The sequence below is a fragment of the Caldanaerovirga acetigignens genome (assembly GCF_900142995.1).
Lineage (GTDB): Bacteria > Bacillota > Thermosediminibacteria > Thermosediminibacterales > Thermosediminibacteraceae > Fervidicola > Fervidicola acetigignens.
This window is the reverse complement of record NZ_FRCR01000011.1, coordinates 30,361-44,563: the sequence shown is the minus strand read 5'-3', so window position 1 is coordinate 44,563 and position 14,203 is coordinate 30,361. Positions and strand designations below refer to the sequence as shown.

The window sequence follows — 14,203 nt, the reverse complement described above, 5'->3', positions numbered from 1 at the left end:
AAGTTTATATACCCCTTTCCTGAAAATCTTTGATAAGGGCGTCCACTAAGGCTATTGTATTTTGTATATCCCCAAGACTTGCCAAACTTGCCGGTGAATGTATATAACGGCATGGCACAGAAATAACTATGGTCGGTATTCCTTCTTTAGCAATGTAAATTTTTCCTCCATCCGTGCTTCCAAAAGCAGTTCTCCTCAACTGGCATTTTATTTTGTTTTGTTCTGCTACTTGAAGCACCCTATCTACAAGCCTTCTATCGGCTATAAAGGTTTTATCCATCAACGTAATAGCAGGCCCCTTGCCTACGGTTGTACTGTAACCTTCCTCCTTGGTGTCGGGGACGTCGGCGGCAAAAGTGCCTTCCAATACGATTGCAATATCAGGTTCCAAGGTATAAGCCGCCACTGTTGCCCCTCTTGCGCCTATCTCTTCTTGCACCGTAAAGGCCCCGCATAGGGTCAAGTCATAATTTTTTTTAAGTATCTCAGTGATTATATAGCATCCTACTCTATCGTCCAGTGCTTTGGCTTTTATCAAATCACCCATCTTTTCATATTTTGAGTCAAATACAGCATAATCGCCTATCTTAACCATTTTTTCCGCATCTTCCTTGTCTTTTGCTCCAATATCAATATACAAATTCTTTGACTTCAACGCAGTTTCCCTTTCCTTGGGCTCCTGCAAGTGAATGGCCTTGGCACCTATAACCCCTTTTACTTTATTAGGACCAATGATCACCGTTTTTGATACCAGAATCCTGTCGTCTATTCCTCCCACCGTGTTAAACTTTAGCCAACCGTTTTTACCGATAGATGTAATCATAAGTCCGACCTCATCCATGTGCGCCGCAAGCATAACCTTAGGTTTTTTTTCGAGGCCGGGTTTTTCAAAAAGAAGATTGCCAAGCGCATCGGTTCTGATTTCAGCCAAATTTTCTATCTCCCGCTTCAGTATGTTTCTTACCTCATGCTCTGCCCCGGAAACGCCGAAAGCCTCCGTCAATTCCTTCAATAGCATTTTAACCCCTCCACAAAGTTTTCATCCAGTGATGAAATGAAAAGCGCCAGTAAGCGTCCGCTCAGTTTTATGTCTTCCATATTGAGAGTTTCAACTGAAGTATGCATATATCTAAGGGGAATAGAAATTAAAGCTGTAGGAATCCCTTCTCTGGTGATTTGCATTGCCCAGGCATCGGTACCTGTTGCCGATGGTTCGGGATTCAATTGATACGGTATGTTATAATCTTCAGCGATATTTTTCAATCTTTCATAAAGCTTGGGATGGATGTTAGGTCCCAGAGCTATAGCCGGCCCTTTGCCCAATTTTTGTGTCTCTTCTTCTGCAACATCCGCCATATTTCCGTGACACACGTCCACAGCCACACCTATATCGGGACATAAGTGATATGTACTTACTATTGCTCCTCTTAACCCTACTTCCTCTTGTACAGTTGCCACTGCATAAACTTCTGTAGAAAATTGAAGTTTATCAAGTTCCTCCAGACAACAGATTATAGCGGCAAGGCCGGCTCTGTCATCCAATGCGTTTCCGGCGAAACATCCATTTAATAATTCTACGGGTTTTCTTTTAAAAGTTATTACGTCACCTATTCTAACCAATTGCTTTACCCTTTCTGCCGATAAGCCAGTATCTATAAACATATCTTCCGATTTAAGAGCTTTATTTCTCTCTTCAGGTTCCTGTATGTGAGGCGGTTTGCTTCCGATTACCCCTAAAATTTTCTCCCTTCCGTGAATTATTACCTCCTGTGCAGGAAGTATGCGATGGTCTATACCTCCTATATAAGAGAAACGAATAAACCCCCTTTCGTCTATCTGCTTTACCATCAAACCGATTTCATCCATATGAGCTGCGAGCATAATCTTTACTTTTGCATTTCCAGGTCCCTTTCTGCCTATTACATTTCCCAGTTTATCCACTCTTACATCATCGCAATACTTTTTGAATATTTCCACTAAATAACTATTAGTTTTGAACTCAAAGCCAGAAGGCATTTCTGCTGACAACAGTTCCACGAGCGTTTCTTTCAATTTCAAATTCAACCCCTCCCCTCAAATTTATTATTTCTACAATTCTTTCCTCTTTTCCTTCATTATGGGATAAAATAAAATGACTGAATCAAAATCTGGTCGAAAAAATTTTTAACACAAACATATTGACGAAAATCCAATTTTATTGTATACTTTAAATTGCGTTCAGCGAAAGGGCCCATAGCTCAACCGGTCAGAGCAACCGGCTCATAACCGGTCGGTTCTAGGTTCGAGTCCTAGTGGGCCCACCAATTTTTGCCGACGTAGCTCAATTGGCAGAGCGGCTGATTTGTAATCAGCAGGTTGCGGGTTCGAGTCCCATCGTCGGCTCCATAAAACGTGGAGAGATTCCCGAGCTGGCCAAAGGGGGCAGACTGTAAATCTGCTGGCGCACGCCTTCGGTGGTTCGAATCCACCTCTCTCCACCATCGCTTAATGTGGGCCATTAGCTCAGCTGGTAGAGCACCTGACTCTTAATCAGGGTGTCGTGGGTTCGAAGCCTACATGGCCCACCATTTTTTTATGTACAAGGGTTTGCGGTTTAGGAAATTTATTCTAATACTTAATCAGTTGCTCACAACACACGCCGCCTTCCTAAAAAATCACCTGCGGAGGTGGTTCATTTTTTATGTCTGCTCTAGAGAAACATCATTTTGCATTTTCAAAGATGGCATTTTCTATTTCTTCCACCATCTGCTGCTGAAAAACATCGGAATGATAAATTCTAACCTGCTCACCACGAAGCTCAGCCAGAACCCCGTTCGACAAGCGGCCCTTCTCGATGGCCGTAAATATTACTGTGATTCGAAGTCAGATAAACGGCAATTTTTTTCTTTTTTAAAAAAGATTTTAGGTTGCATACCCAAGTTTTAATAATTAAGAATAAATTAATTAAGATAATTTGCTGAATGATCAAAGTCATTGATGTGTGGTGATTCATATTAAGCGACAAATGTGCATCTTAGAGTTTCAAAAGTAAATTATCTCGCCGAGCTCCCATAATTTATCTTTTTATAAAAAAAGCTTCTAATACTCTCAAAACCGTATTTTTGTGGCATGATAATCTGTTCCGTATTGCCGACAAAGAATATGCCATCATCAGCCAATGAATTATAAAATTTTCTGTAAAGCTTGTCCTTAGCCTCTTCAGTAAAATATATCATTACGTTCCTGCATAAAATAAGGTGGCAGTTTGCCGGGAATTCGTCTTCTAGCAGGTTGAGATTTTTAAATTTTACCTTCCTTTTTATTTCATCTTTTATTTCGTACTGACCTTCTTTCACCGTAAAATACTTTCTCTTTAGATCTTCAGGTACATTCACCAAGCTTTTTTCCGAATAAATTCCTAAACGAGCCGCTTTCAGCGCTTCATCATCTATATCGGTAGCGAGGATCTCTACCTTGTTGTAATTAATTTTTTCGAAAAGCAAAGCTAGAGAATACGCTTCTTCTCCGGAAGCACACGCCGAGCTCCACACTTTCAAGGTCTTCTTGTTCGATGTAAGGTGCGGCAAAATTTCCTTTTCTAGCACTTGCCACTGTGCAGGATTTCGAAAAAATTCCGACACGTTTATGGTTATGTAGTTCAAAAATTCCTTCAGGTGTTTCTCGCTTTGCTTTAAAAGCCTGAAATAGCTTATTAAGTCCGGCATGTTATTTCTTTTCATAAGAGATTCTATGCGCCTTCTCATCTGCTTTTCTTTATACAAGGAAAGGTCAATATTTGTCAATCTTTTAACGTTGATGATAAATTCCTGGTAGACGTCCAACAGCAAAACCCCCTACCACTCGAACTCACGTTATATTATATCGTACTCAACTGCACATTTAAAAAAAAAAAAAATCCATGACACACGCTTACGCGTGCACCATGGGGGCTAATATAAAGGGGGTCTTCATTCAATAATATAACCAAAACAAAAATTTTTATACAAAAACGGAAAAAATGCGCGACCTTCCGTCCACGCATTTTTTCCGTTACAGAAAACCGTATTCAAAGGGTTTTCTTCCAAAAATCAACCTATCCCCTTCCCTTTTGTCAAAATTAAAAGTTAACCACCTTTACAGGTTTTTCAAATACTCCCCTTTTAACTTCGGAGGCAGTCATATGCTTAGCCTTGAATCTTTCCGCAATGTAGTTGCACGCATCCCACGGATTAACCTTTTCTCCGCACGTAAAAACGTCTACCGCAGCATATCCTAACTCCGGCCACGTATGGACCGTAAGGTGTGATTCCGAAATCACAACTACACCGCTTACGCCCTGCGGACTGAACTTATGAAATGCAACTTCTCTTACTTCGGCTCCTGCCTCAAGTGCAGCCTTCACCATGATTTCTTCGATTAGATCCCTGTCGTTCAATACATTTTCATCACAGTCATAAATTTCTGCTAAGATGTGCCGCCCCAAAGCCTTCATTTCACTATCACAGCCCCCTTCGTTTTAAAATTAATCAATCAAAATAAATTGTAGCAGATTATTGGAGATTGTCAATAGATTTAAGAAAAATTCACGAAAAATTCCTTTTGTTCTCTGTTTCAGCTGAAATTTATATTGATACCTCTGAATTTTAACCAATTATACGTTCTTCCTTCGATTATCAACGGCCTCTTTCTTAACTCCGATAAATTTCGGGCTCCTACCATAGCCATCGTATATATGAGCTCTCTTTCTACGCGCTCGAGATATTTTTTCAGTGCCAAGGGGCCACCTTTAATCAATCTATTTAGGACTGCCCCGGCAAAACCTGCGGCTTTAGCCCCCAAAGCCAGCGCTTTTGCTGCATCAAGCCCGGTTTTTAATCCTCCCGATGCGATTACATCCACTCTGTCCCCTACTTCGCTTAAGACCTCTATCAAGCTTATAGGAGTGGGTATACCCCACATCTCCAACACCGGTACTGCATTCTTTTTATTTCTCATGTTCTCAATAGCAATAAAATCAGTGCCCCCCGCTCCCCCGATATCTATTATTTTTATACCGCAATCTGCAAGTATTTTTGCTTCTTCTTTTGCGATGCCAAACCCAACTTCTTTTACAATAACTGGAACTTTTACTTCACTTGCTATTTTACTTATTTTCTCTATGGTTCCTTCAAATTTTTTTCTGCCCTCTGCCATTACTATCTCCTGAGGAGTATTTAAATGAATTTGTACGGCATCCGCCTTAATCATGTCCACCACTTCTAGAACTTCCTCGGTCGAAGCATCGGCCCCTATGTTTGCAAAAATTATACCATCTGGATTTACTTTTCTAACAACTTTGAAACTTTTTTGTGCTGCCTTATCTCTCAATGCAATTCTCTGCGAACCGACGGCCATAGCAAGGTTTAGTTCTCGAGCAACTTTTGCTATTTGCTGGTTTATTGTAAAGGCTAAAGGAAACCCACCAGTTATTGCGTTTATAATTATCGGTTTTCTAAGTTCTAGCCCCTGGAACTGAGTAGAAATATCTATTTCGTCTAGATTAACTTCCGACAAGCAATTGTGAAGCAGCGTGACATCTGAAAAAATATCTCTTTTTAATAGTCTTTCCAGCATCAAGCTATATCTAATGTGCTCCTTTTTCCTTCGAGCTCTATTTTCCATCAATATCCCCCTACAAAAGCAATACCTTCCTTCATTTTTTGAATTGTTCTCTCAGAATATCGCCAAATATATCGCCTATTGTCACTTTAAAATCGTCTTTAGCAACAAGAATCTTTTCTTCTTTCTTCGCGTCTTTTTTCGCCGTTTTTTCCTCTTCAAGTGCCTGTTTTATGCTGAGGCTTATCTTCTTCTCCTTTGCATCAATATTTAGGATTTTTGCCTTCACCGTTTGCCCTTCCTTTAAAACTTCCTTTGGAGTAGCCACGCGTTTATCGGAAATCTGCGAGACATGTACAAGCCCTTCAATTCCCGGTTCCAGCTCAACGAAAGCTCCGAAATTTGTCAGTTTCACTATCTTTCCTTCGATTATTTGTCCGACCTTATACTTTTTATCTACTTCCTGCCACGGGCTTGGGCTTAATTGTTTTAATCCCAACGATATGCGTTTTTGCTCTTTATCTACCTTTAACACCTTCACATTCAATTCCTGATTTTCGCTCAAAATTTCGGAAGGATGATTTATCCGGCGCCAAGACATGTCGGAAATGTGCAAGAGTCCATCAAAGCCGCCTATATCTACGAAGGCACCGAAATCAGTTATTTTTTTAACTACACCTTTTATGACCTGCCCTTCCTTAACTTTTTCCCATATCTTTTCTTTGGCTTTTTCATTCTCTTCTTCTAAAAATAACTTATGTGAAAGCACGATTCTTTTTTTATCCTTGTCCATCTCGAGGATTTTCAAGTTCAATTCTTTTCCAACCAATGATGCCAGGTCTTCTATGTATTTCAGGTCGGCATGAGACGCGGGAACAAACCCCCTTAAGCCCTCCACATTGACTAGAAGGCCTCCTTTTACATTTTCCACTACTTTACCTTTAACCGTTCCATTTTCTTTGTATATATATTCCAGTTTTTGCCATCCTTCTATTACATCGGCCCTTTTTTTAGAAAGAATTAATTCGCCATTTTTGTCCTCAAGCTTTAATATCATAACTTTAATTTTCTCTCCCACTTTCACTACTTCAGAAGGGGAAGCAAAGGGAACATACGATAACTCTTTTAGGGGTATTATGCCATCGGATTTATAGCCCACATTTACCAGCACCTCTTTGTCAGTTACTTTTTCTACAATGCCTTCCACTATTTGCCCTTCGCTGAAGTCTGACTTTTTAGATATTTGTTCCATTTTAGCTACAACCTCCTTTATAATCCAATCAGGTGTGGATGCACCCGCAGTAATACCGACTCTTTCCGCTTTTGAAAACCATTCCGATTTAATTTCGTCCGCCGTTTCGATGTGATATACCCTAGCTCCTGTATCTTTGCAAACTTGAGCTAATTTTTTTGTATTCGAACTATTTTTCCCGCCAATCACCAGCATTACATCTACCATTTCTGCAACTTTTTTTGCCGCTTCCTGCCTTTGCTGAGTGGCATTACAGCGGGTGTTGTAGAAAAATACTATATCCAATTTTTCTTTTAATATCTTCATTATTTTATTTACATTTTCTTCGATTTGGGTCGTCTGAACAACAACCCCCACTTTTTTATCCGTGTAAAATTCTCTCGCATCTTCTTCATTTTCTATAACAGCGGCATCAACCCCGCACCATCCCTTTATGCCCTTAACTTCAGGATGGTTAGGATCGCCGATTATCACAACAAAATAGCCTTTATCCGATAAATCTTTCGCTAGTTTGTGAACCCGTTTTACAAAAGGGCACGTGGCATCCACCACGTTTAATCCTTTCTGCCTGGCTTGGTTTATAACATCAGGAGGTACGCCGTGCGTGCGAATTACCAGATTCCCCTCTTTAACATCGTCCAGTTCTACGGCTTTTATTCCCTGTTTTTCGTACGATTCCACCACTTGCCTGTTATGTACAATAGGACCTAACGTATAGGTTTTTTCACCTTCTTTAATTAAATCGTCCAGTAATTTTATTGCATTCTTTACTCCAAAGCAAAACCCCGCGTGCTCTGCCAATATTATTTGCACCGATCCTCACTTCCCCAAGTCCAGTTTAAGATTAAAATCATGCGAGCATCTTTGAAACTTCATCAAAAATTACCTTGCTCAAATTAGACAAATCTCTAGAACTCAATTTTTCTTTTTCATCAAGGGAAAGTCTAATTGGTTTGCCTATCTTTACCAAGATATGGTTTAAAAATTTATACTCACCTTTTATGGCAACTGGCACTAAAGCCACATCCTTCACCTTCGTTGCCAACAAAGCAATCCCCGGTTCCGGTTCCTTTAAGACCCCATCTTTGCTACGCGTACCTTCCGGGAATATGCCCAGAACCTTTTTTTCGTCTAGAATTTCTAACGCTTTTTTTATCGCTTTTCTATCAGGCGCGCCTCGGTAAACAGGAAAGGCATTTAATCTCTTTAAAATAAATCCAAAAACAGGGATCTCAAAAAGCTCTTTCTTTGCCATAAAAAAAATCGGCCTTTTCAATATACATCCAACAACAACCGGATCCCACCAACTTTTATGATTTGAATACACTATTACAGCTCCCTTTTCCGGAAAATTTTCCAAACCTTCTACCTGGATCCTAAATAGCACTTTTATCAAAATGGAACATACGAACTTAGCCAGATTATAAAGCATTTTCATCCCTCTTTATATAATCCAATATTTCATTTACCACTTCTTCGGGAGTCTTACTTGAGGTATCTATGACTACAGCATCTTCTGCCACCTTAAGGGGAGAATAGGCTCTCTCCATGTCCTGTTTATCTCTTTGAGCTAACTCTTGTTCAACTTTTTCCAAATCCCTTTTTATGCCTTTATTCAGCATCTCCTCGTATCTTCTCTTTGCCCTAATCTTTATATCTGCAGTTAAATAAAATTTATACTTTGCATTCGGTAAAACGGTCGTACCTATATCCCTTCCATCCATTACAACTCCGTAATTTTTCGCCATTTGCCTTTGGATTTCTACCAACCTTTTCCGCACCTGCGGGATACTCGCAACTGTTGAAACTTTTTCGTCGACGGAAGGATTCCTTATTTCTTCCGTTACATCCCTACCATCGAGATATACACGGCCATTTATTAATTCTATTGTACTTTCCTCTGCTATTTTTTTTATTCCTTGTTTGCTAAAATTACCTCTTTCCAGCGCTTTTAATGTAATGGCTCTGTACATAGCCCCCGTGTCTACGTATACGAGATTTAATCTTTCTGCAATCATTTTAGCCACCGTACTTTTCCCAGCGCCTGCCGGTCCGTCGATGGCTACACTGTACACTTTTTCCAAGTTGCCATTACTGCTGACTCTCAAGAGGCTCATCTCCTTCAAGATAAAGCTGCACTTTTCCCGGCCAGATATCCTGTTGAAAAAGCTGCCTGAAGATTGTACCCCCCGGTAAGTCCATCTACATCAATGACTTCTCCTGCAAAATAAAGGCCTTTTATTATCTTTGATTCCATAGTGCGCGAATCGATTTCCTTTACAGAAACGCCCCCGCTCGTTACTATCGCTTCATCCTCCATACAACCAATGACAGTAAGTTTTAAATCGGTCAGATTTTCGATGATCTTATTCCTTTCCTCACGCGTCAATTGATTAACAGATTTTTCGGACTCTAGGCCGCAGATATCTATAAAAATCGGTATAAGCCGCTTAGGCAAAAGATCAGCTAAGGCATTTTTTAATTTTTTTCTAGAGTACTTCTCAAAGTCTCTTTTCAATCGCCTTTCCAGCATTTCTCCATTTAAAGCAGGTTTTAAATTTAAAGATAACGTTACCCCTTCTTCGATATGTTCTACTACGCTGCGACTTATTGTAAGGATTATCGGACCTGAAACACCGTAATGAGTGAAAAGCATCTCTCCAAATTGGGACGCAAGCTTCCTCTCCATGTTGTATGCAGTAACTTCTACATTTTTTAAGGTCAACCCCTGAAGGTCTTTCACCCATTCTTCTTTTGTAATGAGGGGCACCAACGACGGACGGGGCTGTACGATGGTATGTCCGAGCTTTTTCGCAATTTCATATCCATCGCCCGTAGAGCCGGTTGAAGGATAGGATTTTCCTCCCGTTGCAACTATAACCTTATCACACGGAAAAAACTCTTCTTTATCATAAAAAATCAGTCCTTTTAAAGTTTTACCTTCAGCGACAACCTCTTTTACTCTGCTTTTATACCGTATTTCAACCCCGACCTTTATTAAAGCGCTCTCCAGGGCCTTGACGACGTCTTTAGCCCTGTCCGACTTAGGAAAGACCCTACCCCCTCTTTCTACTTTTGTCTCAACCCCCATTTTATTAAAAAACGCAATCAAATCTCTGTTAGAAAACCTTGACAAAGCCCCGTACAAAAATTTTCCGTTTCCCGGGATATTTTGGATGAACTCATGCAATTCTTTTATATTTGTCAAATTGCACCGACCTTTCCCGGATATCAATATTTTCATGCCTAGAATACTATTCCGCTCGAATAAGGTTACCTCGGCCCCGTGCACAGCCGCACTGTAGGCGGCCATGAGCCCAGCTGCCCCTCCACCGACTATCGCCACGCTGTTTGTCATGTCTGAAAATTCATCTCCACTATTTTTTTAGCTTTCGCGCAAAAAGCATAAGTTGAGTTCTTAGCTCCTCTCCCATTTTAAACAAAATCTTTTCTAAGTCCTTATTGGTAATTATCATTTGAGTAGGCTCGATAACCTCTATCTTTCTAAACTCTTCTCTCATCACAAACCGAATCATATCCTCTATTGAGTCAGCATTGACTGTAATGAATGCCGGGGCATAAGCAACTTTCTCTCCCAAAGTTTCGTCATATATCACGTAAGGTTCGGGAGAAGTGTCGCACTCTTCGAAGGAAATTCCCTGGATGGGAATGTTTCTAAGCAGCGTCACTTGCTCTTCCCTTACATTTTGGGCCACCTGTTCAACAGGTTTTCCTCCAAATAAAAACTTGCCTGGTCTATGTTCACCCCTGAAATCCATTCTAACCCTAAATTTTATTTTGCTCTGAACGATTTCGTCTCCCAATTTTACTTTCACCATTGCTGGCCCTCCATTATTTTAAAAAAAGTCTAGTAGCTCGTCGAATGAACGAAATATAACTGCCTTGGTCAAAATTTGCCGGTAAACTTTTTTAGCAAGTCCATTGGTGTAGTCCCTTTTCTCAATTGAGGTTTCTTCCAAAACAAAAGTCTTTTTATTGCCTTCTAACACCGCATCTTTCAGGGTTATTAAATTCTTCAAATTACCGTAACCAAAGGGGATATTACATAAGACAACGGCATCGGAATTATCTATGCAAAATCTGTTTACTCTTGATTTTTCTTCCGAAATGGGTGAAAATGGAGGATCCTCTACTACATCAACTCCGAGCTCCTTGGCTGCTTTCCAGTCCGTATCACCAATATTCAAAACACCAGTTGATACTTTATACCCTTTCCTCTGAAGGTAGTACAGTACTTTTTCACCGGCTCCTCCACCGCAAATGACGTGGATGCTGTGGAACTGCTTTGCTTTTTGAAATTTTTCCAGTGGCTGCGGAAAAATTATCATCGGGAGGCCATAAGTCCCCGTGGTTATTTTCAGATTGACATTGAATACTTCTTTTAGATTCTCTTCGGTAAGAACTTCATGGGGAGAACCTGCTTTAAATATTTTACCATTTTTTAAGAGAACTAGTTTGTCACAAAATATTGACGCCAAGTTTATATCATGAAGAACAGCTATTACAATTATTTTAAGTTTTCTGCTCAACTTTTTCAACAATTCAAGTATTTCCCATTTGTAATTGATATCCAGGTGGGAAATGGGTTCGTCCAATAAAAGTACTTTTGGTTGTTGGGCGAGGGCGCGGGCTATCAAAACCCGCTGTTTTTCGCCCCCACTCAACTCGCTGATCAATCTATCTCTCAATTCCCATATCCCCACCGATTTCATAGAGCTTTCTACAACGGTAAGGTCCTCAGAATTTTCCCGCTCAAAAGTCCTTAAATAAGGATTTCTGCCCATCATTACAATTTCTTCAACGGTAAACCCTAAATCCAAAGAAGTTTCCTGAGGTACAGTAGCAATATTTTGTGCCAAGACTTTTGTCGACATGCGCTCTATATTTTGTCCTTCAATAAAAATTATCCCTTTTTGAGGCTTAAGCCACCTATTTATGTTATTGAGCAAAGTGGTTTTACCTGATCCGTTAGGGCCCAGTATGCCTACAAACTGTCCGGCCCTTATTTCCAGACAAATATCTTCTAGAACCTTTCTTTTCTTGTAACTATAGGCCAAATTTTTTACTTCAAGTTCAGACATAGCAATTTTCACCAAACTTCTAACAAATTGAAATCAACACTTCCCTTAAAATCTTAGCAGCAAGCAAGGAAGTCCTCTCTGAAAAGTCGCTCAAGGGCGAAACCTCGACAATATCAAACCCAACCACGTTAAATTGCCTAAAATGAGAAACCACTTCTAGTATATCTTGAGAGCTACAACCTCCGGGTTCGGGCGTCCCCGTTCCCGGAGCAAAGGCTGGGTCTACCACGTCGATATCTATAGTAATATAAACCGGATATCCTTTTATTTGTTCCAGGTTTTCTGAAAAAGGTCCTTTTACATCTATCAAATTCATATTTGTATGGCCTTTTGCATACTCAAACTCTTCCTTTACACCGGACCTTATGCCGTATTGGTAGAGGTGTCTTTCCTTGATGCATTCACAAACCCTGCGCATCACAGTAGCATGGGATAGCTTTTCGTCAAAAAAGGTATCCCTCAAGTCTGCATGAGCGTCAAAGTGTAAAACCTTAAGCTCTGGATATTTTTTTGCAACTTGTCTTACTATAGGATATGTAATGAGATGCTCCCCACCGATAAATATAGGTATTTTACCATCATTTAATATGATTTCTGCCGCCTGTTCGATAATATCCAGGCTTTTTGTAACATTCCCATAAGGGAGGTCCAAATCTCCTGCGTCGTAAAAAGATTTATTTTGAAGCGTATCCTGCAAGTAAGGGCTAAAATCTTCTAATCCGTAAGAAACTTCCCTTATTTTTCTCGGGGCCATCCTTGTCCCCGGTCTGAAACTAACGGTAAAGTCCATTGGAACGCCTATGATAACAGCCCTACTCTCATCGTAATCGTCCTTTGCCTGGAGAAATCTTCCTTGATTCACCAATCTACTAAATCCAAGCAATTTTCTCCCCTCTTCTATTTAGAAAGGATTTCTTTTATAAATGGAGGTATTTTAAAGCAAGCTTTATGGATTTCCGGCGTATAGTACCTGGTTTTAAAATTACAGCTTTCCGGAACGTTAGCTTTGTCGCTCGGGTCTACTTGCTTAGAACCTATAGTAAACGTCCAAAGAGCACCTGGATATGTAGGAATAACAGCCGTATAAACAGCAGCATATGGGAATATTTCGGCAATACAATTATAAACTTCTTTCAACAATCCTTCATAATAAAAGGGAGATTCGGTCTGCGCTACAAAAACTCCTTTTTCTGTCAAAGCATCAAAAATATCTTTGTAGAATTCTTTTCTGAAAAGACCCACAGCTGGACCCACCGGATCCGTTGAATCAACTATGATAACATCATAATAGTTTTTAAACCTCTTGACGTAAGCAATACCGTCTTCGCAGAAAATCTTTGCTCTTGGGTCGTCAAATGCGACACTTAGTTCTGGGAAAAATCTCTTCGATGCCTCGATAACTTTTTCATCTATTTCGACCAGATGAGCCTCTTTTACTGGATGTTTTAAAATTTCACGAAGCGTGCCTCCGTCTCCACCACCAATAACCAAAACCCTTTCGGGGCTGCCATGAGTAAATAGTGGCACGTGAGCCATCATTTCATGGTAGATGAACTCATCCTTCATAGTCAGTTGTACCACATCGTCGAGTATCAGCATTCTGCCAAATTCCTCGCTATCTATAACTGCAAGGTTTTGGAATTTAGTCTTTTCCGAATGAAGCAGATTCTTTATTTTATAGCTCATCTTTACATTTTTAGATTGCATTTCAGAAAACCACAGTTCCAAATCCTTTCACTCCTTTTGCTGGTGATTCTTTTACATCGGAAAAATTATACCAAATATAAGAAAAACATTCAAACAAAAAGCTCTACTTCTTGCATTTTATATTCTTAAAAAAGTCGTTTACATCCAGCTTCAATAAAATCGATGAATTAGCACATCGTTCCATTTGGGACGACTTTATGTTTTTTTCATATAAATCTTTCGGCTCTGCAACTATAAACCCTATCTTTTCAAAAAAAGGTTTCGCGCTTCTAGTGTAAAGAAATATCTTTTTCACTCCTCTTCGTTCTGCAAAGTTTATTAAAGCTCTCACGAGTCCATCGCCTATTCCCCTGCCTTGAAATTCCGGCAGCACCGCAAGAGATCGAAGTATCGCTATATCACCGTAAATTTCTAACCCTCCCGTTGCTATTGCGATGTTATCCTCCTCAGCCACCATAAAATTGTCCCTATGTTGTTCAATGCCATCCGTGATAAGCCCAACCTTTTCTAAAATGCCTTTTATCACCTCAAAATCCCCAGGTCTTGCCCTTCTAAATACAATCAA

General features: G+C 40.0%; 14 protein-coding genes and 4 tRNA genes. 4 read left to right on the top strand and 14 right to left on the bottom strand.

The genetic code is table 11. From position 1 onward, the window contains the following. Positions 1–4: 4 nt before the first annotated feature. Positions 5–1,018, bottom strand: coding sequence for a M42 family metallopeptidase (locus BUB66_RS09090; protein WP_073257769.1), 1,014 nt, complete (start codon positions 1,016–1,018; stop codon positions 5–7). Beyond that, positions 1,009–2,058: a M42 family metallopeptidase gene (locus BUB66_RS09085; protein WP_073257767.1), complete on the bottom strand. Its 1,050-nt coding sequence runs from the start codon at positions 2,056–2,058 to the stop codon at positions 1,009–1,011. The genes BUB66_RS09090 and BUB66_RS09085 overlap by 10 nt, the downstream gene beginning before the upstream one ends. Before the next feature lie 168 nt (positions 2,059–2,226). Here BUB66_RS09085 and BUB66_RS09080 point away from each other — a divergent pair. From BUB66_RS09080 to BUB66_RS09065, 4 genes are all read left to right on the top strand, one after another. Beyond that, positions 2,227–2,303: transfer RNA gene (locus BUB66_RS09080), tRNA-Ile, on the top strand. 6 nt (positions 2,304–2,309) lie between these two features. Further along, positions 2,310–2,385 (top strand) — tRNA-Thr (locus BUB66_RS09075). A gap of 8 nt (positions 2,386–2,393) precedes the next feature. After that, positions 2,394–2,480 (top strand) — tRNA-Tyr (locus BUB66_RS09070). A gap of 11 nt (positions 2,481–2,491) precedes the next feature. Then, positions 2,492–2,567: transfer RNA gene (locus BUB66_RS09065), tRNA-Lys, on the top strand. Positions 2,568–3,032: 465 nt separating this feature from the next. Here the strand turns inward: BUB66_RS09065 and BUB66_RS09060 are convergent. The 12 genes from BUB66_RS09060 to BUB66_RS09005 form a co-directional block, all read right to left on the bottom strand. Next, positions 3,033–3,821, bottom strand: coding sequence for a CheR family methyltransferase (locus tag BUB66_RS09060; RefSeq protein WP_073257764.1), 789 nt, complete (start codon positions 3,819–3,821; stop codon positions 3,033–3,035). Between the two features lie 275 nt (positions 3,822–4,096). Then, entirely contained in the window at positions 4,097–4,471 is a 375-nt protein-coding gene (gene speD / locus BUB66_RS09055) for an adenosylmethionine decarboxylase (protein WP_066354426.1), read from the bottom strand. A gap of 119 nt (positions 4,472–4,590) precedes the next feature. After that, positions 4,591–5,640 (bottom strand): type 2 isopentenyl-diphosphate Delta-isomerase, encoded by a 1,050-nt coding sequence (fni, locus tag BUB66_RS09050; protein ID WP_073257762.1) that lies wholly within the window; start codon positions 5,638–5,640, stop codon positions 4,591–4,593. Positions 5,641–5,671: 31 nt separating this feature from the next. Continuing rightward, positions 5,672–7,642: a bifunctional 4-hydroxy-3-methylbut-2-enyl diphosphate reductase/30S ribosomal protein S1 gene (locus tag BUB66_RS09045; RefSeq protein ID WP_073257760.1), complete on the bottom strand. Its 1,971-nt coding sequence runs from the start codon at positions 7,640–7,642 to the stop codon at positions 5,672–5,674. Positions 7,643–7,679: 37 nt separating this feature from the next. After that, positions 7,680–8,261 (bottom strand): lysophospholipid acyltransferase family protein, encoded by a 582-nt coding sequence (locus BUB66_RS09040; RefSeq protein WP_073257758.1) that lies wholly within the window; start codon positions 8,259–8,261, stop codon positions 7,680–7,682. Beyond that, complete coding sequence (cmk, locus tag BUB66_RS09035) at positions 8,251–8,946, bottom strand: (d)CMP kinase (protein ID WP_073257821.1); 696 nt, start codon at positions 8,944–8,946, stop codon at positions 8,251–8,253. Before cmk ends, BUB66_RS09040 begins: the two co-directional genes overlap by 11 nt. 5 nt (positions 8,947–8,951) lie before the next feature. Next, a complete protein-coding gene (locus tag BUB66_RS09030) occupies positions 8,952–10,187 on the bottom strand; it encodes a BaiN/RdsA family NAD(P)/FAD-dependent oxidoreductase (RefSeq protein WP_073257756.1) in 1,236 nt (411 codons plus the stop codon). A gap of 19 nt (positions 10,188–10,206) precedes the next feature. Next, a complete protein-coding gene (locus BUB66_RS09025) occupies positions 10,207–10,668 on the bottom strand; it encodes a hypothetical protein (RefSeq protein ID WP_073257754.1) in 462 nt (153 codons plus the stop codon). Positions 10,669–10,686: 18 nt separating this feature from the next. Then, positions 10,687–11,943, bottom strand: coding sequence for an ABC transporter ATP-binding protein (locus BUB66_RS09020; RefSeq protein WP_244269810.1), 1,257 nt, complete (start codon positions 11,941–11,943; stop codon positions 10,687–10,689). A 7-nt stretch (positions 11,944–11,950) separates the two neighbouring features. Continuing rightward, positions 11,951–12,814, bottom strand: a complete 864-nt coding sequence (gene speB, locus BUB66_RS09015; protein WP_073257750.1) for an agmatinase — start codon at positions 12,812–12,814, stop codon at positions 11,951–11,953. A gap of 14 nt (positions 12,815–12,828) precedes the next feature. Beyond that, the gene (gene speE / locus BUB66_RS09010; RefSeq protein WP_073257747.1) at positions 12,829–13,659 is read right to left on the bottom strand and encodes a polyamine aminopropyltransferase; all 831 of its coding nucleotides are present in this window, start codon (positions 13,657–13,659) and stop codon (positions 12,829–12,831) included. Between the two features lie 82 nt (positions 13,660–13,741). Continuing rightward, entirely contained in the window at positions 13,742–14,203 is a 462-nt protein-coding gene (locus BUB66_RS09005; protein WP_073257745.1) for a GNAT family N-acetyltransferase, read from the bottom strand.